This window comes from Promicromonospora alba (assembly GCF_042654905.1).
In the GTDB taxonomy this organism is placed as follows: Bacteria; Actinomycetota; Actinomycetes; order Actinomycetales; family Cellulomonadaceae; genus Promicromonospora; species Promicromonospora alba.
In genome coordinates, this window is record NZ_JBHSFI010000012.1 from 109166 (window position 1) to 126318 (window position 17153).

The following is a 17153-nucleotide window of genomic DNA, read 5'->3' on the forward strand; positions in this document are numbered from 1 at the left end:
GTCTGACAGGTGCTCAGGCCGGGAAGATCGCGTCCAGCTCCGCCAGGTCCTCTGGCGTCGGCGTCCACGACCAGGCCTCGGCGTTGCGGCGGACCTGCTCGGGCCGCGTGGCCCCGGCGATCACCGACGTCACCTCCGGCCGCGACAGCAGCCACGAGAACGCGACGTCGATCTCGGCCACGCCCCGCTCGCGGCAGAACGCGCCGAACCGGTCCAGCGCCTCCCACGGCGCGGACTCCAGCAGGTGGGGCTTCGCGACGACGAGGCGCGAGCCGTCCGGCCGGACCCCACCCGAGTACTTGCCCGTGAGCAGGCCGTTCGCCAGCGGGAAGTACGGCAGGACGCCGACGCCGAACGCCTCCGCGGCGGGCAGCACCTCGCGCTCGACGCCGCGGGACAGCAGCGAGTACTCGTTCTGCGCGGACACGAACCGGGTGCCGCCGAGCGACCGGGCCACGTGCTCGGCGTCGGCCACCTGCCAGCCCTTGAAGTTCGAGTGGCCCACGTACCGCACCTTGCCGGAGCTGACCAGGTCGTCGAGCGCGGCCAGCGTCTCGTCGATCGGGGTCGCCGGGTCGGGCGTGTGCAGCTGGTAGAGGTCGATCCAGTCGGTGCCGAGCCGGCGCAGCGACGCCTCCGCGGCGCGCACGATGTACCGGCGCGAGCCGCGAGCGCCGAAGTCGTTCCCGTTGGCGCCCTGCATGTCGAGGCCGAACTTCGTGGCGACGAGCACGTCGTCGCGGCGGCCCTTCAGCGCGGCGCCGAGCAGCTCCTCGGACAGGCCGCGGCGGGCGCCGTACGCGTCGGCAGTGTCGAAGAAGGTCACGCCTACGTCGATCGCGGCGTCGATCAGGGCGGTCGCACCCTCCGCGGTCTCGGTGACGGTGCCGGTGCGGCCGAGGTTGTTGCACCCCAGGCCGACGACGGGAACGGACAGGCCGGAGCGCCCGAGGCGGCGCAGAGGAAGATCGGACATGTTGGCACCCTACGACGGCGGCGGGGGCCGTTCAGCCGCACTCGTAGGGTGCCGCGCCGGACTTACCCTGGACCGGTGAGCACAGTCCTCGGCGCGCCGATCGCGCCCGGTGCGCCCGACGCCGTCGGGCACCGGACCGTCGTGCGCGGCGCCGGAGCGGGTCCGGCCCGGGTGCTGCTCCCCGAGGAGTGGCTGCCGCTCGCGGCCGCGCATGCCGCACGGGCGGACGCCCTCACCGCCGTCTGGCGCGCGGCCCGCGACGCGGGACGCAAGCACGCGATCGAGGACTTCCTCTTCACGTACTACCCCACCCGCCTCACGCACCTGCGGCGCTGGCACCCGGGTGCGGGTGTCGCCCTCGTGCTGCCCGACGGCGGGGCGGGCTCCCCCGAACCGGACGCCGGTGACGCCGCGCCCGACCCCGAGGACCGCAGCACGTGGCGGTGGCACACGACGGTCCCGGGCGACGCGACGACGGACGGTCGCGCGGCGCCCCGGATCGTCACGCTCGACCGCGACGCCTTCCTCGCCGACCGCGGCGACACCGTGCGGTACGTGCGCAAGCTGCTGTCGGCGACGGCGTCGCGCCCCGGGACGTTCGGCTGTTTCGGGCTGCACGAGTGGGCGATGGTCTACCGCGACCGGGAGGCGGGCCGCGACCAGCGCCATCCGCTGCCGCTGCGGCTCGGGCATGCCGGGACGGACGCCGTCGTCGAGGCGAACCCCGTGCGCTGCTCCCACTTCGACGCGTACCGGTTCTTCACGCCGGAGGCGACAGGGCGCAACCAGCTCCGGCCTACGCGTGCCACGCAGGTCGGCCTGGAGCAGCCGGGCTGCCTGCACGCCAACATGGACCTCTACAAATGGTGCCTGAAGCTCGGCCCGGCCGTGCCCGGTGACCTGCTGCTCGACGCGTTCGAGCTGGCCCGCGACATCCGCTGGACCGACATGGCCGCCTCCCCGTACGACGTGTCGGAGTACGGCGTCGCCGCGGTCGAGATCGAGACGCCGCACGGCAAGGCGGAGTACATCCGCCGGCAGCGCGAGTACACCCAGCGGTCGAACGCCCTCCGCCTCCGCCTGCTCGAGGTCTGCGACGCGTACTGACGCGTACTGACGCGTACTGAGGTCAGGTGAGAACGGGGTTGTGTTCGGTCCGACGCCGGATCCGCCATAACCCCGTTCTCGCCTGACCGGTACGGGTCGTCTACGTAGTAGCCCTACTTGTTCCTGGGCTGCCCGCTTTCTAGCGTCGTGGTGTCGCACCCCAGCACACAGGAGTACTTCAGGAGATTTCCAACTTCACACACCACGAGGTGAGCCCGATGAGAGTCACCGCACTGAGAACGCCCGCCGCCAGAGTCCTGCTCGGCGTCTTGGCCGTCCTGGCCCTGACCCTGACGGCGCTGGTCGCCGCACCGAGCTCCATGTTGCCCCGGGCCGAGGCCCACGGCTGGGTCGTGTCGCCGCCCAGCCGCCAGGACCACTGCGCCAAGCGGACCGTGAGCTGGTCCTGCAACGGCGTCGAGTGGGAGCCGCAGAGCGTCGAGGCCCCGAAGGGTTCGATGCTCTGCTCGGGAGGCAGCCGCTTCACCACTCTCGACAACGGATCGCTCGCCTGGCCGCGCACGGGCATCAGCAGCACCCACACGTTCCAGTGGACGCTGACGGCCTTCCACCGCACGGCCACCTGGGAGTACTTCGTGGACGGGCGGCTGTTCAAGACGGTGAACGACGGCGGCGCCACCCCGGCACCCACCGTCAGGCACACGCTGTCCGGCCTGCCGAGCGGCAACCACACGATCCTCGCCCGGTGGAACGTCTACGACACCGCGATGGCGTTCTACGCCTGCATGGACGTGAACGTCCGCAGCGGCAGCGCGCCGGCGGGCACCAGCAGCGAGCTCCTGGACGGGAACGGGCGCCTGCTGGCGACGCGCCTGTAGGACCCCGTGGATGGGCCGAACGGCTGGTGTCCAGCGTCGGACACCAGCCGTTCGCGCGTCTCCGGACAAGAAATACGGGGATCCGCGTAGGGATTCACCCTCATGGCCGACGAAGGCCCCTTGCCGAGGCCCGCCACCCGGGCGACCGTGTTGCCCAGTGCCCGCGGCCGCTCCGAATCAGGAGCACTTTTTCACCCGCTTCATGGGACCATCGTGGTGTGTCGAACGCGCTCGTCGGCATCGGTCCGACGCCCGTCGAAGTGCCGTCCGTCGTACATGACCTGGCCGATCGGCTGCGGTCCGGGGCGACGGTCGTACCGGTGTGGCGCAACGAGTACGGCGGCCTCACGGTCCGGCTCGAGACGGAGTGCGGCAGCCAGCGGTCGTACCTCAAGTGGGTGCCCGACGGGGCCCCGTGCCCGGACCCGCTCGCCGAGGCCGACCGCCTGCTCTGGGCGGCGTCGTTCACCCCGGTCCCCCGGGTGCTGGACGCCGGGCGGGACGCCCAGGGCTCGTGGCTGCTGACCGCGGCCGTCGAGGTCCGCGGCGAGATCGCGTCGTCGGCCATCGAGCCCCGGTGGCACGACCGGGCCGAGCGCTCCGCGATAGCGATAGGCATCGGCCTGCGCCGCTTCCACGACGCACTGCCCACCGACACCTGCCCCTTCGTCCGCACAGCCGAGACCCGCGTCGCCGCGCTGACGGCCGAGCTGGGTACTGCGGAGCGTGCGACGACCGCTGCCGCGCTCGGGACCCCGCCGCCGGTCGACCGGCCGGTCGTCTGCCACGGGGACGCCACCGTGCCGAACACGCTCCTCGACCGGGACGGCCGGTTCGTGGCCCACGTCGACGTCGGCGACCTGGGCGTCGCGGACCGCTGGTCCGACATCGCGGTGACCACGCGCAGCGTCACGCGTCGCTACGGACCCGGGCTCGAACCCCTGGTGCTCACCGCCTACGGCGTGGCACCCGACCGCGAGCGCACCGCCTACTACCGGGCCCTGTGGGACGCCGAGGAGAGCGTGCGCGTCCGGCAGGGGGTGCCCGACGTTGGAGGCGCCCGGGCAGCGGCGCTCCGTCAGCGGCGCCGCGCGTCGTAGACGCGGTGCATCAGGAGCTCGATGGGCCCGCGCGGCCACCGCCGCAGCCAGAGCGGCGCCAGGATCATCAGCGCCAGCGAGATGCCGGCCCACATCGCCACGACCTGCCAGGGTCCGCCGCCGGCGAGCCCGAACCCCCAGTCGTAGCAGAGCACCGACGCGAGCACGTTCTGCAGCACGTAGCACGACAGCGCCGTCCGCCCGACGCCCTCGACCCCACGGCGGAGCAGGCCGGGACGGGTCTTCGCCCGCGCGACGAGCGTGGTGCCCAGCGCCAGGATGCCCACGGCCACCAACGGCGGGACGAGGTACCGGTCGACGAGGAACCAGTCCGGCCCGGCCCAGGCCGTCAGCGCGTTGAGCGGGATGCCGACGCCCAGTCCCACCCAGGCGAGCCGACGGCGCAGCCGCGCCCCGTCCTCGGTGGTGGTGAACAGGCCCGCGCGCACGAGCCGCGAGCCGACCAGGAACAGCACCGTCGCCGACGGCACGATCAGGATCAGCTCGATCCGGAACACCGCCATGTACTCGAGACGCAGCAGCACCTGGTCGAACCAGCTGGCCGTCGACAGGGCCGCGGCGTCGGCGGTCCGCGCCCCACCGGCTCCGGCCGAGGCCGGCTCCGACCCGCTCGTCGCGACCGTCAGCGCGGTGGCGCCCGCGATCGCCACCACGAAGAGCCCTGCCAGCACGCCGCCCCAGGCGCGCACTACCCGGTCGCTCCGCCCGATGAGGTACGCGGCCACGAGCGACGCGATGGCGTAGCCCATCAGGACGTCGAACTCGAAGACGAGGACGTAGTGCACCAGACCCTCGACGAACAGGATCCCGGCGCGCAGCGCGTACCGGCCCGGCCACGGCATGCCGCGGCGGACCATCGACCGGTACTGCAGCTCGAGCCCCACCCCGAACAGCAGGGTGAGCAGCCCGAGGAACTTGCCGTTGGACAGCGCCTGCAGCACCCGCTGCACCGGTTCCGCACCGGCGAAACCGCCGGAGATCCACTCGGCGGGCCCGCCGGGCGCGTTGAAGATCCAGATGTTGCTGGCGAGCGTGCCGATGATCGCCAGCCCGCGCAGCACGTCGAGCGCGGCGATCCGGCCGCCGCTGCTCGGCGTGACGCTCGCCGGCGTGGTTGCGGACGCCGGCGTCCGTTCCGGCGTCCGCGAGGGTGACGTGCTTGGTGGTGTGTTGGCAGGCATGCCCCGACCCTGTCGCGGGCGGGCCCCCGCGTCGTCGGCCGGACGGACGATCTCCTGCCGCCCTCGTACATCGTTCGGAGGACCCCCGGCCGACCTTCTTCGCCCCACCCGGCGTGGCGTGAAGGAAAACACGTCGTGGCGGCGCGGCGGCGTCTGGCACGCTGGGCCGCATGACGATCCCCACCGGCGAGATCACCGTGCCCGACGTCGTGCGGGAGCTTGCCGGCGAAGCGCTCGTCACGCCGGCCTGGAGCAACGAGCTCGGCGGCCTCACGTTCCGCGTCGACCCGGTGCCGGCGTCTGTGCAGCGGCCCGCCTACTTCGTGAAGTGGGCGCCCCGCTCGGACCGGGCCGCCATCGAGGGCGTCGATCTCGCCGGCGAGGCGGAACGGATGCGGTGGGCGGCTCGCTGGACACCGGTGCCGGAGGTGCTCGAGGCCGGCGCCGACGAGGACGCCGAGTGGCTCGCGACGGTGGCGATCGACGCGCGCTCCGCCGTCGACCCCCGGTGGCTCGCCGAGCCCGAGACCGCCGCCCGGGCGATCGGCGCCGGGCTGCGCGCGCTCCACGACGCCCTTCCCGTCGACGAGTGCCCGTGGACCTGGAGCATCGACGACCGGATCGCCGTCGCCGAGGCGCTGGCGGCCGGCGGCCAGGCGTCCGACGGCTGGTCGGCGGAGGCGCGCGCACGCGCCGCCGACGCACCGGACCACGACCGGCTGGTCGTCTGCCACGGTGACGCCTGCGCACCCAACACCCTGCTCGACGACGACGGCCGCTGGGCCGGCCACGTAGACCTCGGAGCGCTCGGCGTCGCCGACCGCTGGGCCGACCTGTCCATCGCTACCTACAGCCTGGGCTGGAACTACGGGCCCGGCTACGAGCACCTCGTCTACGACGCGTACGGGATCGACGAGGACCCGGACCGCGTCGCCTACTACCGGCTCCTGTGGGACCTGGGATGAGCACGCCGGAGAGCGGCCCCGCGCCGCGGCTGCTGGTCGTGACCGGGCCGCCGGGCTCGGGCAAGTCGACGGTGTGCGAGGCGCTCGCCGACCGGTGGGAGCCGAGCGTGCTCGTGGAGGGCGACGCGTTCTTCGCCTTCCTGCGCCGCGGCTCGATCGCGCCCTGGTTGCCGGGGGCGCACGCGCAGAACGACACGACTGTCCGCGCCGCAGCGGCAGCGACCGGCAGGTTCGCCGACGGAGGCATGACAGTGGTGTACGACGGCGTGATCGGGCAGTGGTTCCTGCCCACCTTCGCCGCCCTGACCGGGATCGACGCGATCGACTACGTCGTGCTGCTGCCGCCGGTCGAGACCTGCCTGGAGCGGGTGTCCACACGTACGGGCCACGGGTTCACCGACCTGGACGCGGCACGCCACATGCACGAGGACTTCGTCCGGGCGACGTCGGAGCAGGGCTCGTCGGCCCCGGGAGTCGTGCTGACCGACCTGCCAGACGGCGTCACCGGGGTCGCGGACGCGATTGTCGCCGCGGTGCGGTCGGGACGAACCCGCTACGCGGTCACCGTCTGATCCGCCCGGCGTGCCCGGTGGGCCGCCTGGGCGTTGCGGTTGCTGCACGTCGTGGAGCAGTAGCGGCGTGAGCGGTTGCGGGAGAGGTCGAGGACTATCCCCTGGCAGTCGCTGTCCGCGCAGATCGTGAGGCGGGACAGCTCGTCGTCCCGGATCACGTCGATCATCGCCATCGCCGTCTCCACGAGGATGCGGGTGGCGAGCGGGGCGTCCGAGGGCACCGCGTGGATGTGCCAGTCGAGGGGCGGGTGGCGAACGAGCTGAGGCATCGCGCCCGCGTCCGCCAGCATCTCGTTGACCAGGCGCGCCGCCGAGTCCCGGTCCGCCGTGAGCAGCTCGCGCAGGGGGGCCTGGAGCTCCAGCACCTCGTCGAGCTCGGCCCGGGTGCTGTCGTGCCGCCCCGTGTAGCCGTGCCGGACGAAGAACGCGTCCAGCTCCGCGACGGTCGTCAGGGTGACCGGCGGCTCGGCAGCGTTCACCAGCGCGACGGTGGCCTGGAGCGATTCCTCGGTGTCATGAGTGAAAACCACGTTGACACCTTATCGCGACGCCCCCTACTGTCAGGACCTATGAGCGCTGTGACACCTGACACGAGCGGGGCGGGCACCATCGCCACCGGAGCCGACGCCGTCCGGACGCCACCCACGCGGCGGCTGGCCACCGGCCTCGTGTTCGCGGGTCTCTCCGCCGCGGCGTTCAGCCTGTCGGGGGTGTTCGCCAGCGGGCTGCTCGACACCGGCTGGAGCCCGGGCGCCATGGTCCTGGCCCGTGTCGTGCTGGCGGCGGTGGTGGTGCTCCCGCTCGGCATCGTGTCGCTGCGCGGGGACTGGCGCCCGGTGCGGCGCAACCTCGGGCTCATCGCGGTCTACGGCGCGGTCTCGGTGGCCGGCTGCCAGTTCGCCTACTTCTCCGCCGTGCAGTACATGGCCATCGGCCCGGCCCTCCTCATCGAGTACACGGCGCCGGCGGCCGTGGTGCTCTGGTTCTGGCTGCGGCACGGCCAGCGGCCGACCAGGGCCACCGTCATGGGTACGCTGCTCGCCGCCGTCGGGCTCGTCCTGGTGCTGAACCTGGTCTCCGGCGACCCGGGCGCCACCGCCGTCGATCCCGCGGGCGTCGCCTGGGCCCTCGTCGCGATGCTCGGCGTCTCCACCTACTTCGTCATCAACGCGAACCCCGACACCGGCCTGCCACCGCTCGCCCTGGCCGCCGGCGGCCTGACCACCGCCTCCCTCGCCCTGGGCCTGCTCGGCGCGACGGGGATCATGCCCCTGACCTACAGCACCGCATCGCCCGTCTACGCGGGCACGGAGGTGCCGTGGTGGCTGCCGGTGCTCGGCCTCGGCATCGTGACGGCCGGGTTCGCCTACGTCGCGGGGATCGCCGCCGGCCGCCTCCTCGGTCCGCGCCTGTCCTCCTTCGTCGGGCTGTTCGAGGTCGTCGCGGCCATCGGGTTCGCCTGGCTGCTGCTGGGCGAGCTGCCCCGGCCGGTCCAGCTGGTGGGCGGCGTCCTGATCCTCGCCGGCGTCGTCGCGGTCCAGGCCGGCGAGAAGCGGTCGGGGGCCGCGCCGGCGCGCGAGCCGTAGGCGTGTCCGACAGCACGCTTCACCCGCCTGCAAGAATGGGCAGCACCATGACGGCGCCCTCCTCGACAACCTCGACCTCCGTGACAGACTTCTCCGCCACCAGCGATCCCAGACCGGCGTCGGCCACCCCGAAGCCTGCCGGGACCCTCATCCCGTACCTGCCCGCGCCCACGGGCAAGGATCCCGATCCGGACGTCCTGTTCGAGAGCTTCAGCGAGTGGGCCGCCGGGGGCGGGCGCGCGCTCTACCCGCACCAGGAGGAAGCCCTCCTGGAGGTCATGACGGGTTCCCACGTCGTCCTCGCGACGCCGACGGGTTCCGGCAAGTCGATGGTCGCCATGGGTGCGCAGTTCGCCGCCCTGGCCGCCCACCGGTCGGGGCGCGGCGGGCGCACGTACTACACGGCGCCGCTGAAGGCGCTGGTCAGCGAGAAGTTCTTCGACCTGGTGGCGGCGTTCGGCTCGAAGAACGTCGGCATGATGACGGGCGACTCCGCCGTCAACCCGGACGCCCCCATCATCTGCTGCACCGCAGAGATCCTCGCGAACGTCGCGCTCCGTCGCGGTGACAGCAGCAGCGGCAGCGGCGTGGACGCCGACGACGACGCCATCTCGCAGGTCGTCATGGACGAGTTCCACTACTACGGCGACCCCCAGCGCGGCTGGGCCTGGCAGGTCCCGCTGCTGGAGCTCACGGACACCCAGTTCATCCTCATGAGCGCCACCCTCGGCGACACGTCCCGCCTGCGCGAGGACATCGAGGAGCGCACCGGCCGGCCCGTCGCCGAGGTCGCGGGCGCCGAGCGCCCCGTGCCGCTCACGTTCTCCTACGTCGTCGAGCCGCTCACCGACGTCATCCAGGAACTCGTCACGACCCACCGCGCCCCGGTGTACGTGGTCCACTTCACGCAGAAGGACGCCGTCGACCGGGCGCAGTCCATGCTGTCCATGAACGTCTCCACCAAGTCGGAGAAGGAGGCGATCATCGCGGAGATGGGCGCCTTCCGGTTCGGCACCGGGTTCGGCAAGACGCTCAGCAAGTTCCTGCGGCACGGCGTCGGCGTGCACCACGCGGGCATGCTGCCGAAGTACCGCCGCCTCGTGGAGCGTCTCACGCAGAAGGGCCTGCTCAAGGTCGTCTGCGGCACGGACACCCTGGGCGTCGGCATCAACGTCCCGATCCGCACGGTGCTGCTGACCAGCCTCGTAAAGTACGACGGCGAGCGCATGCGCCACCTGAGCGCCCGCGAGTTCCACCAGATCGCGGGCCGCGCGGGCCGCGCCGGGTTCGACACGGTGGGCGAGGTGCTCGTCATGGCGCCCGACCACGTCATCGAGAACCGGAAGGTCCTGGCCAAGGCCGGCGACGACCCGAAGAAGCTGAAGAAGATCGTGCGCAAGAAGGCGCCGTCGGGCAGCGTGAACTGGACCGACGCGACCTTCGAGCGCCTGCGCGACGCCGATCCGGAGCCGCTCGTCTCCCAGTTCCGCGTGAACCACGCGATGGTGCTGAACGTGCTGGCCCGTGCGTCGGCCCGGTCGGCCGGGCATGGCGTCGCGGGCGCGGCAGGCGATCCCGTGGACGCCATGCGCCACCTCCTGACGGCCAACCACGACACCGAGACGCAGCAGGCCGAGCACGTGCGGCAGGCGTTCCGGATCTACCGCTCGCTGCGGATCGCGGGCGTCGTGGAAAAGGTCCGGGTGCCGGACGCCGAGGGCCGGCTCCGGCCGTCCGCCCGCCTCATGGTGGACCTCCCCCGGGACTTCGCGCTGAACCAGCCGCTGTCGCCGTTCGCCCTGGCCGCCATGGACCTGCTCGACGTCGAGAGCCCGACGCACGCGCTCGACGTCGTCTCCATCATCGAGGCCACCCTCGACGACCCGCGCCAGGTGCTCATGGGCCAGCAGAACCGGGCCCGCGGCGAGGCGGTCGCGGCGATGAAGGCCGAGGGGCTGGAGTACGAGGAGCGCATGGAGCTCCTGGAGGAGGTCACGTGGCCCAAGCCGCTGGCCGACCTCCTGGAGCCCGCGTTCCAGGCTTACCGCCGCACCAACCCGTGGGTCGCGGACGCCGAGCTCTCCCCCAAGTCCGTGGTGCGCGACATGGTCGAGAAGGCCATGACGTTCGCCGAGATCGTGAGCGTGTACGGGCTGGAGCGCACCGAGGGCGTGGTCCTGCGCTACCTCGCCGACGCCTTCCGTGCGGTCCGCCAGGTGGTCCCCGACGAGCACCGCACCGAAGAGGTGCAGGAGATCATCGAGTGGCTCGGCGAGCTCGTGCGCGGCGTCGACTCGTCGTTGCTCGACGAGTGGGAGCGCTTGGCGAACCCCGTGGACGACGATGCCGATCTCGTGACGGACGGCGAGCTGGCCGACGCCGGGGCCGAGGCCCCCGCGCGACCGGTCACCGGCAACCCGCGCGCGTTCCGCCGGCTGGTCCGCAACGCGATGTTCCGCCGCGTCGAGCTGATCGCGCGCGAGTCCTACGGGGCGCTGGCCGCGCTGGGCGGCGGCTGGGACGCCGACGCGTGGGCGGACGCCCTGGACCCGCTGTTCGAGGAACAGGGCGACGACGCCGTCGGCTTCGGCCCGGAGGCCCGGTCGGGCGCGCTGCTGACGATCCTCGAGCCCGGTGCCGAGCTGCCAGGAAGCGCCGACGGCGACGCCGTCCGCGTCGAGGCCGGGACCTGGTGGGTCCGGCAGGTGCTCGACGACGCCGACAGCAACCGCGACTGGGCCTTCACCGCCCTGGTCGACCTCGCGGCGAGCGACGAGGCGGGCGAGGTAGTGCTCACGGTGCTGGGCGTCGGGCAGATCTGACCCCTGCCGACCCGACAGGCGCGCAGGTCACCCCGTGACCTGCGCGCCTGTCGCGTTCTCGCGCGCCCGTCGCGGTTTGCCGTTCATTTACCTTTAGACCGGCTTGGCGTAAACTTCCCTTATTAGAGTTCCGGTCAGCAGTGCCGCTCGGGCACCGCTGTGGACACAGGAGTGCCAATGTCGACGCACCTGCGAAACCCCGACCGTCACCTCCGCCACCTCAACCGTCCGCTCGCCGCAGGCCTCGGCCTGCTCGGCCTGCTCCTCGGCCTCGTGAGCACTGCTCCTTCCGCGTCCGCAGCACCGTTGGCCGCCGACGGCCCCGGTGTCGGGACACCGTGGGTCGTCACCCTCGGCGACTCCTACATCTCCGGGGAGGCCGGCCGCTGGGCCGGCGCCTCCAACGACGACTACCGGCGCGCCGACGCGCTCGGCCCGAACGCGTACCACGACAACGCCGACGGCACCGGCGAGACCATCGCCCGCTGCCATCGCGCGTCGACCGCCGAGGCCCACATCGGCGGCGGCGTCAACGGACTCAACCTCGCCTGCAGCGGGGCCCGGACCGCCACCGCAGCAGGCACGAACTTCAAGCCCGGCATCGACTTCTTCAACAGCTCGGCGGGCAAGGGCCAGGCGCTCATGCTCCAGGAGGCAGCCGCCAGCAGGAACGTGCGCATGGTCGTCGTCTCGATCGGCGGGAACGACTTCGAGTTCGCGAGCGCCGTCCAGACCTGCGTGGTCAACTTCCTCACGTCGCCGTCCTGGTGGAAGAACTACTGCCACGACGACAGCTCCGTCGCGGAGAACTTCACCGCCGCGAACGTGGCCGCCATCCGGTCCCGGGTGGCCGGAGCCCTCGGCAACGTCGCGACCGCGATGAGCAACGCCGGGTACAGCACCTCCCAGTGGACCCTGGTGGTCCAGACCTATCCGTCACCCATGCCGAGCGGCTCCGGCTTCCGGTACTCCGAGTCCGGCTACACGCGCCAGTCCGTCGGCGGGTGCGGCGTCTGGAACCAGGACGCCGACTGGGCAAACGCCACGGCGCTGCCCACCATCAACGGTGCGCTGCTGGGTGCCGCGTCCGACGTCGGGCTATCGAACGTTCGCACACTTGACATGACGCACGCGTTCGACGGCAAGCGGCTGTGCGAGAAGGGCGTCGGCCTGTACGAGGAGCTGGGCCTGCCGAGCTGGCAGTCGCCCGGCGCCGCCGACCGGACCGAGTGGGTCAACCAGGTCCGCACGGTCACCACCATCGGTGACTCGCCGTACTTCGTCCAGGAGTCGCTGCACCCGAGCTACTGGGGACAGCTCGCGATGCGCAACTGCCTGCGGCAGGTGTGGAACGGCGGGGCCCCGCGCAGCGGCAGCTGCACCGTCGGGAACCTCGGGACAGCCAGGCTCACGCCGTCGGGCGAACCGTCGATGGTCCTGGGGCCGCTCGCCAAGGGCTGACCGATGTGGTGGTGATCGCGTCAGAGGGAGAGGAGGCCGCGCGTCAGCGTCGCGAGCCCTCCGACGTAGGCGAGCGTCACGAGCACCTTGCGCGTGGCGCTCGCCGAGATCCGTCCCACGAGCAGCTCACCCAGCCCGACGGAGGCCAGGAGGGCGACCAGGACCACCGCCCACTCCCAGATGGCCAGGTCCGGGAACGTGGCGTCGGCGACCAGGAGCTTCGCTGTCATCGCCGCCAACGCGTTGGTCAGGAAGATCGGCTGGACCGTCGCCGCGAACGCGCGCGGGTCCCACCGGTCGAGCACGGAGTAGACGGCGATGGGCGGGCCGCTGATCCCTGCCGCGACGCTGCCGAACCCGGCCGCCGCGCCTGTGATCAGCAGCGGCAGACGCGCCTCCGGTGCGAACGCGCGCTCCGCCCCGCGCAGGCGCGAGGTGACCTGGGCGAGCGCCATCGCGCCGACCACGATGGCGCCCATGCCGATCTCCAGGACGGACGTGCTCGCGTCGCGGATGAGCAGGGCGGCCGGCACGGTGACGAGGACCGACGCCGTCACCAGCCAGCGGTAGCGGCGCCAGTCGACGCCGCGGATCGTGCGCCCGAGCACCAGCAGCGCCATCATCGCGCCGGCGAGGTTGACGAAGAGCACGCCCTCGAGGGGGCCGAGGAGGAGCACGATGAACGGGCCGGCGACGAGCCCGAAGCCCATCCCCGCGACGCGTTGCAGGGAGCCCCCGACGAGGATGGCGACGACCAGGAGGGCTAACACGTTACCCACGCTAACTGATTGCTTCCCGACCGAGTCGCCCGGGAATGCCCGGCGGGGGCACAATCACGTGGTGGTCAAGAAGACAGCGCGCGCCAGCCATGGGACACCGGCCGTCGTGGCCCTCGAGAAGGCCGGCGTGCAGCACACCCTGCACCCGTACGAGCACGACCCGTCGAGCGACCTGAGCTACGGCATGGAGGCGGCGGAGGCGATAGGCGTCGACGCCCCGCAGGTGTTCAAGACGCTGCTCGCCGACGTCGACGGGAAGCTCGTCGTCGGCATCGTGCCGGTGGACCGCAAGCTGGACCTCAAGGCCCTCGCCCGGGCCGCCGGCGGCAAGAAGGCCGCGATGGCCGAGCCCGCGGCGGCGGAGCGGGCGACCGGGTACGTGGTCGGCGGCATCTCGCCGCTGGGCCAGAAGACGCGGCACCTCACCGTGCTCGACGAGTCCGCTGAGGCGTACGACGTCGTCTACGTCTCCGGCGGCCGGCGCGGCCTGGACATCGGCCTGGCGCCGTCGGCCCTGCTGACCCTGACCGCCGGACGAACGGCCCCGATAGCCCGCGACTAACCGGGGCCGGGCCCGGCGAGAACGGGGTTGTGTTCCTCACCGCGCTTGGTGAGGAACACAACCCCGTTGTCGGCGGCCGTGCTCGATCAGGCCGCAGTGACCTGCTTGCGGTAGGTCGGGAGGAGGGCGTCGCTGGAGACGATCTGCTTGCCGAGCGGCATGAGCGAGACCGGGATGAGCTTGAGGTTCGCCCAGGCCATCGGGATGCCGATGATCGAGATGGCGAGCGGGATCGCGGTGACGATGTGCCCCAGCGCGAGCCACCAGCCGGCCACGATCACCCAGATGACGTTCCCGATCAGGGCGAACGCACCGGAGCGTGGGCTCTCGACGACCTCACGGCCGAACGGCCACAGGGCGTACCCCGCGATGCGGAAGGACGCGATGCCGAACGGGATGGTGACGATGAGCAGGCAGCAGATGATCCCCGCGAGCATGTATCCGAGCCACAGCCCGAACCCCGCGAAGATGACCCAGATGATGTTCAGCAGCGTCTTCATGGGTCCCATCCTTCCGTAGTGAACAGGTCCTCGGAACCGGGAAACCCCCTGATCCCACCCTGAACCGGCAGCGGACGGCCGTGCAACCGCACGGCCCTGCCGAAATAGACTCGCCGCGTGCCCGACCAGTCCCAGCCCTCCGCAACAGAGCCCGGCGCCTCCGGGTCGGTAGCCGCCCGGCTCGCCGTCGTCCGCGACCGCATCGCCGCGGCCGCCGTCGCCGCCGGACGTGACCCGGCCGAGGTGCGCCTCCTCGTCGCGACCAAGACGCAGACGCCGGAGGCCGTGCTCGAGGCGCTGGCGGCGGGCGTCGACCTGATCGGCGAGAACCGGGTGCAGGAGCTGGTCGCGAAGGCGCCCGCCGTCGCGGACCGGGTGGCGGCCGGCGCGCTGCAGGTGCACATGATCGGCCACCTGCAGCGCAACAAGATCAACCAGGTGCTGGCGACCGCCACGGGCCTGGAGACGCTCGACTCGCTGGAGCTCGCCCAGGCCGTCTCGGACCGCTGCGTGCGCAACGGCCGCACCGGCGACCACGCCCTGGACGTGATGGTCCAGGTCAACGTCACGGGCGAGGAGAGCAAGTACGGCGTCCGGCCCGACGACGCCGTACCGCTCGCGATCGCGGCCGCCGCTCTGCCGGGCCTGCGGCTGACCGGGTTCATGACCATCGGCGCGCGCCTCCCCGATCCGACGGGAGACGGCGCGGCGGACGACGGCTCGGCGGAGGACGCGGTCCGTGCGGGGTTCGCGCGGCTGCGGGCAGTCCGTGACGAGGTCCGCGCGTCGGGCGCCCCGGGGACGAGCGCCGCCGTCAACCTCTCGATGGGCATGACCGGCGACCTGGAGCTGGCGATCGCCGAGGGCGCGACCATCGTGCGCGTGGGCACCGCGGTGTTCGGTCCACGAGTGACCGCCACCACTCTTTGACCCAGGTCACAGACCCGCGCGGGCGAAACGGCTAACGTCGGGGGCTCCCCCTCGACCTCCTTGGAGTGATCGCGCCATGCCCATGGCCACCCTGCTGCGCCCCGCCACTGACGCCGACGTCTCTCGCCTGGTCACGCTCAACAACGCATCGATCCCCGCCGTCCCGGACACTCCTGCCGACGACATGGTCGAGCTGCTCGACGCCTCGTCGCTCGCCCTGGTCGCCGTCGACCCCGAGACGCCCGCGGACCCGCTCGGCTTCGTCGTCGCGCTCGAGGGCGGCGAGGACTGGGCCGGCGAGAACTACGCCTGGTTCGAGGAGCGGGGCCTGGACCACCTGTACGTGGACCGCATAGTGGTGGGCGAGGGCGCCCGGGGCCGGGGCATCGGCAAGCTCTTCTACGACGCGGTGTTCGACGCCGCCCGCACGGCCGGACACGACGTCGTCACCTGCGAGGTCAACCTGGACCCGCCGAACCCCGGTTCGCTGCGCTTCCACGGCCGCCTCGGGTTCGAGGAGCGCGGGCAGCAGCTCACCAAGGGCGGCGACATCCTGGTCGCGAAGCTGGCCGCCGCCGTCTGACGCCGGCGAGGTGGGTTCCGCGAAGTAGAGCGCCTGTCCGGGTCTCCCCGGTGTCGCCAGGGAGACCCGGACAGGCGCTCTACTTCGCGGAACCCACCTCGCGGACCCCCTCGCGTCACGCCGGGGCGATGCCCAGGGTTGCCAGCGCCTCACGCACGGACGGGCCACCGATCCTGCCCGGGGTGATGGCCAGCGCACGCGTCGCCACCGACCGGTCGACGCCCGCCACGAGCATCACGAGCGCGGCCCGCAGGTCGCCGTCGGTCGCGGCCAGCGCGTTCTCGCACACGTCCGGCTCCAGGTCCGTCGCCTGCGTGAGCAGCCGGATCAGCCGCATGCGCAGCTTGGCGTTGGTCGCGAGCACCTCGACCATGAGGTTCGAGTAGGTCTTCCCGAGCCGCACCATGACCGCCGTCGAGAAGGTGTTGAGCACCATCTTCTGGGCGGTGCCGGCCTTCATGCGCGTGGACCCCGTGATGGCCTCGGGCCCGGTGTTCACCAGGATCGGGATGTCCGCCTTGGGCGCCAGCGACGCGAAGGGGTTCGACGCGAGCAGCACGGTGCGCGCCCCGCGGGCACGGCCCATGTCGAGCGCTCCCCCGACGTACGGGGTGCCGCCGCTGGCGGCGATCCCGAACACGATGTCGGCCGGCCCGACGTCGGCGACCAGCGCGCCACCCGCCGCGATGTCGTCCTCCGCGCCCTCAGCCGCCTTCTTGAAGGCGTTCAGCCCGCCCGCGAGGTGCGGCACGAACATCTCCTCGCCCACGCCGAAGGTCGGCAGGAGCTCCGCGGCGTCGAGCAGACCCATGCGACCCGACGTGCCAGAGCCCACGTAGTGCACCCGCCCGCCGGCGCGGATCCCGTCCACCGCGATGTCGATCGCCTCGACGATGCGCGGGTGCGCGGCGCGTACGGCGGCGATCACCGCGGCGTCCTCGTCGGTGATCATGCGCACCATCTCGGCCGTGGAGACCACGTCGATGTCGCGGGTCCGCGGGTTGCGCTCCTCGGTGGGTGAGACCGGGCGCGGCAACGACTGTGCGTGCCGTTCGAATCCAGCCTCCGCGATCATCGGCGGGCCCCTCTCTCATTACCTGCTCTGTGCTGTCGGTCTCTGTCCTGCTGTCGGTCTCTGTCCTGCTGTTGATCTCGGTCCCTCTTCTGGA

At 72.2% G+C, this 17153-nt stretch carries 17 protein-coding genes; 11 read left to right on the forward strand and 6 right to left on the reverse strand.

The features are described 5' to 3' along the window. Nucleotides 1-13: 13 nt before the first annotated feature. Nucleotides 14-976 carry an aldo/keto reductase gene (locus tag ACFO6V_RS28400; protein WP_377142584.1) on the reverse strand — a complete coding sequence of 321 codons (963 nt, stop codon included), beginning with the start codon at nt 974-976 and terminating at the stop codon, nt 14-16. A 75-nt stretch (nt 977-1051) separates the two neighbouring features. On the opposite strand from ACFO6V_RS28400, the gene ACFO6V_RS28405 reads away from it, so the two are divergent. The 3 genes from ACFO6V_RS28405 to ACFO6V_RS28415 all read left to right on the forward strand — a co-directional run bounded on the left by ACFO6V_RS28405 (nt 1052) and on the right by ACFO6V_RS28415 (nt 4022). Further along, entirely contained in the window at nt 1052-2083 is a 1032-nt protein-coding gene (locus ACFO6V_RS28405; RefSeq protein ID WP_377142586.1) for a 3-methyladenine DNA glycosylase, read from the forward strand. Nucleotides 2084-2301: 218 nt separating this feature from the next. Beyond that, on the forward strand, nt 2302-2922 hold the full coding sequence (locus tag ACFO6V_RS28410; protein WP_377142588.1) for a lytic polysaccharide monooxygenase auxiliary activity family 9 protein: 621 nt from the start codon (nt 2302-2304) through the stop codon (nt 2920-2922). A gap of 218 nt (nt 2923-3140) precedes the next feature. After that, nucleotides 3141-4022, forward strand: coding sequence for a phosphotransferase (locus ACFO6V_RS28415; protein WP_377142590.1), 882 nt, complete (start codon nt 3141-3143; stop codon nt 4020-4022). Here the strand turns inward: ACFO6V_RS28415 and ACFO6V_RS28420 are convergent. Then, nucleotides 4001-5224: a DUF418 domain-containing protein gene (locus tag ACFO6V_RS28420; protein ID WP_377142592.1), complete on the reverse strand. Its 1224-nt coding sequence runs from the start codon at nt 5222-5224 to the stop codon at nt 4001-4003. The genes ACFO6V_RS28415 and ACFO6V_RS28420 overlap by 22 nt on opposite strands. Before the next feature lie 170 nt (nt 5225-5394). Between ACFO6V_RS28420 and ACFO6V_RS28425 the strand changes: the two genes are divergently transcribed. Next, nucleotides 5395-6189, forward strand: a complete 795-nt coding sequence (locus ACFO6V_RS28425; protein WP_377142594.1) for a phosphotransferase — start codon at nt 5395-5397, stop codon at nt 6187-6189. Further along, nucleotides 6186-6761 (forward strand): AAA family ATPase, encoded by a 576-nt coding sequence (locus tag ACFO6V_RS28430; protein ID WP_377142596.1) that lies wholly within the window; start codon nt 6186-6188, stop codon nt 6759-6761. Before ACFO6V_RS28425 ends, ACFO6V_RS28430 begins: the two co-directional genes overlap by 4 nt. On the opposite strand, the gene ACFO6V_RS28435 is transcribed toward ACFO6V_RS28430, so the two are convergent. Further along, the gene (locus ACFO6V_RS28435; RefSeq protein WP_377142598.1) at nt 6743-7291 is read right to left on the reverse strand and encodes a CGNR zinc finger domain-containing protein; all 549 of its coding nucleotides are present in this window, start codon (nt 7289-7291) and stop codon (nt 6743-6745) included. The genes ACFO6V_RS28430 and ACFO6V_RS28435 overlap by 19 nt on opposite strands. Before the next feature lie 39 nt (nt 7292-7330). Here ACFO6V_RS28435 and ACFO6V_RS28440 point away from each other — a divergent pair, with 39 nt between their 5' ends. The 3 genes from ACFO6V_RS28440 (at nt 7331) to ACFO6V_RS28450 (ending at nt 12630) form a co-directional block, all read left to right on the forward strand. Continuing rightward, the gene (locus ACFO6V_RS28440; protein ID WP_377142600.1) at nt 7331-8347 is read left to right on the forward strand and encodes an EamA family transporter; all 1017 of its coding nucleotides are present in this window, start codon (nt 7331-7333) and stop codon (nt 8345-8347) included. 35 nt (nt 8348-8382) lie between these two features. Then, complete coding sequence (locus ACFO6V_RS28445; protein ID WP_377142602.1) at nt 8383-11169, forward strand: DEAD/DEAH box helicase; 2787 nt, start codon at nt 8383-8385, stop codon at nt 11167-11169. 177 nt (nt 11170-11346) lie between these two features. After that, the gene (locus tag ACFO6V_RS28450; protein WP_377142604.1) at nt 11347-12630 is read left to right on the forward strand and encodes an SGNH/GDSL hydrolase family protein; all 1284 of its coding nucleotides are present in this window, start codon (nt 11347-11349) and stop codon (nt 12628-12630) included. 20 nt (nt 12631-12650) lie between these two features. On the opposite strand, the gene ACFO6V_RS28455 is transcribed toward ACFO6V_RS28450, so the two are convergent. Continuing rightward, entirely contained in the window at nt 12651-13400 is a 750-nt protein-coding gene (locus tag ACFO6V_RS28455) for a TSUP family transporter (RefSeq protein WP_377142606.1), read from the reverse strand. Nucleotides 13401-13470: 70 nt separating this feature from the next. On the opposite strand from ACFO6V_RS28455, the gene ybaK reads away from it, so the two are divergent. Next, nucleotides 13471-13971 (forward strand): Cys-tRNA(Pro) deacylase, encoded by a 501-nt coding sequence (ybaK, locus tag ACFO6V_RS28460; protein ID WP_377142608.1) that lies wholly within the window; start codon nt 13471-13473, stop codon nt 13969-13971. 86 nt (nt 13972-14057) lie between these two features. On the opposite strand, the gene ACFO6V_RS28465 is transcribed toward ybaK, so the two are convergent. After that, nucleotides 14058-14471 (reverse strand): YccF domain-containing protein, encoded by a 414-nt coding sequence (locus ACFO6V_RS28465; protein ID WP_116676562.1) that lies wholly within the window; start codon nt 14469-14471, stop codon nt 14058-14060. Nucleotides 14472-14588: 117 nt separating this feature from the next. Here ACFO6V_RS28465 and ACFO6V_RS28470 point away from each other — a divergent pair, with 117 nt between their 5' ends. Together ACFO6V_RS28470 and ACFO6V_RS28475 are read left to right on the forward strand one after the other, a co-directional pair. Beyond that, nucleotides 14589-15401 (forward strand): YggS family pyridoxal phosphate-dependent enzyme, encoded by an 813-nt coding sequence (locus ACFO6V_RS28470; RefSeq protein WP_377142610.1) that lies wholly within the window; start codon nt 14589-14591, stop codon nt 15399-15401. A 76-nt stretch (nt 15402-15477) separates the two neighbouring features. Continuing rightward, nucleotides 15478-15984 carry a GNAT family N-acetyltransferase gene (locus ACFO6V_RS28475; RefSeq protein ID WP_377142612.1) on the forward strand — a complete coding sequence of 169 codons (507 nt, stop codon included), beginning with the start codon at nt 15478-15480 and terminating at the stop codon, nt 15982-15984. Nucleotides 15985-16099: 115 nt separating this feature from the next. On the opposite strand, the gene murQ is transcribed toward ACFO6V_RS28475, so the two are convergent. Then, a complete protein-coding gene (gene murQ / locus ACFO6V_RS28480) occupies nt 16100-17059 on the reverse strand; it encodes an N-acetylmuramic acid 6-phosphate etherase (RefSeq protein ID WP_377142614.1) in 960 nt (319 codons plus the stop codon). Nucleotides 17060-17153: the final 94 nt, after the last annotated feature.

Bases quoted from the DNA above. Each gene is read 5' to 3' on its own strand.
- ACFO6V_RS28445 (WP_377142602.1), top strand. From the start codon at position 8,383: ATGGGCAGCACCATGACGGCGCCCTCCTCGACAACCTCGACCTCCGTG.
- ACFO6V_RS28400 (WP_377142584.1), bottom strand. From the start codon at position 976: ATGTCCGATCTTCCTCTGCGCCGCCTCGGGCGCTCCGGCCTGTCCGTT.
- ACFO6V_RS28440 (WP_377142600.1), top strand. From the start codon at position 7,331: ATGAGCGCTGTGACACCTGACACGAGCGGGGCGGGCACCATCGCCACC.
- murQ (WP_377142614.1), bottom strand. From the start codon at position 17,059: ATGATCGCGGAGGCTGGATTCGAACGGCACGCACAGTCGTTGCCGCGC.
- ACFO6V_RS28420 (WP_377142592.1), bottom strand. From the start codon at position 5,224: ATGCCTGCCAACACACCACCAAGCACGTCACCCTCGCGGACGCCGGAA.
- ACFO6V_RS28425 (WP_377142594.1), top strand. From the start codon at position 5,395: ATGACGATCCCCACCGGCGAGATCACCGTGCCCGACGTCGTGCGGGAG.
- ACFO6V_RS28475 (WP_377142612.1), top strand. From the start codon at position 15,478: ATGCCCATGGCCACCCTGCTGCGCCCCGCCACTGACGCCGACGTCTCT.
- ACFO6V_RS28430 (WP_377142596.1), top strand. From the start codon at position 6,186: ATGAGCACGCCGGAGAGCGGCCCCGCGCCGCGGCTGCTGGTCGTGACC.
- ACFO6V_RS28450 (WP_377142604.1), top strand. From the start codon at position 11,347: ATGTCGACGCACCTGCGAAACCCCGACCGTCACCTCCGCCACCTCAAC.
- ACFO6V_RS28410 (WP_377142588.1), top strand. From the start codon at position 2,302: ATGAGAGTCACCGCACTGAGAACGCCCGCCGCCAGAGTCCTGCTCGGC.
- ACFO6V_RS28465 (WP_116676562.1), bottom strand. From the start codon at position 14,471: ATGAAGACGCTGCTGAACATCATCTGGGTCATCTTCGCGGGGTTCGGG.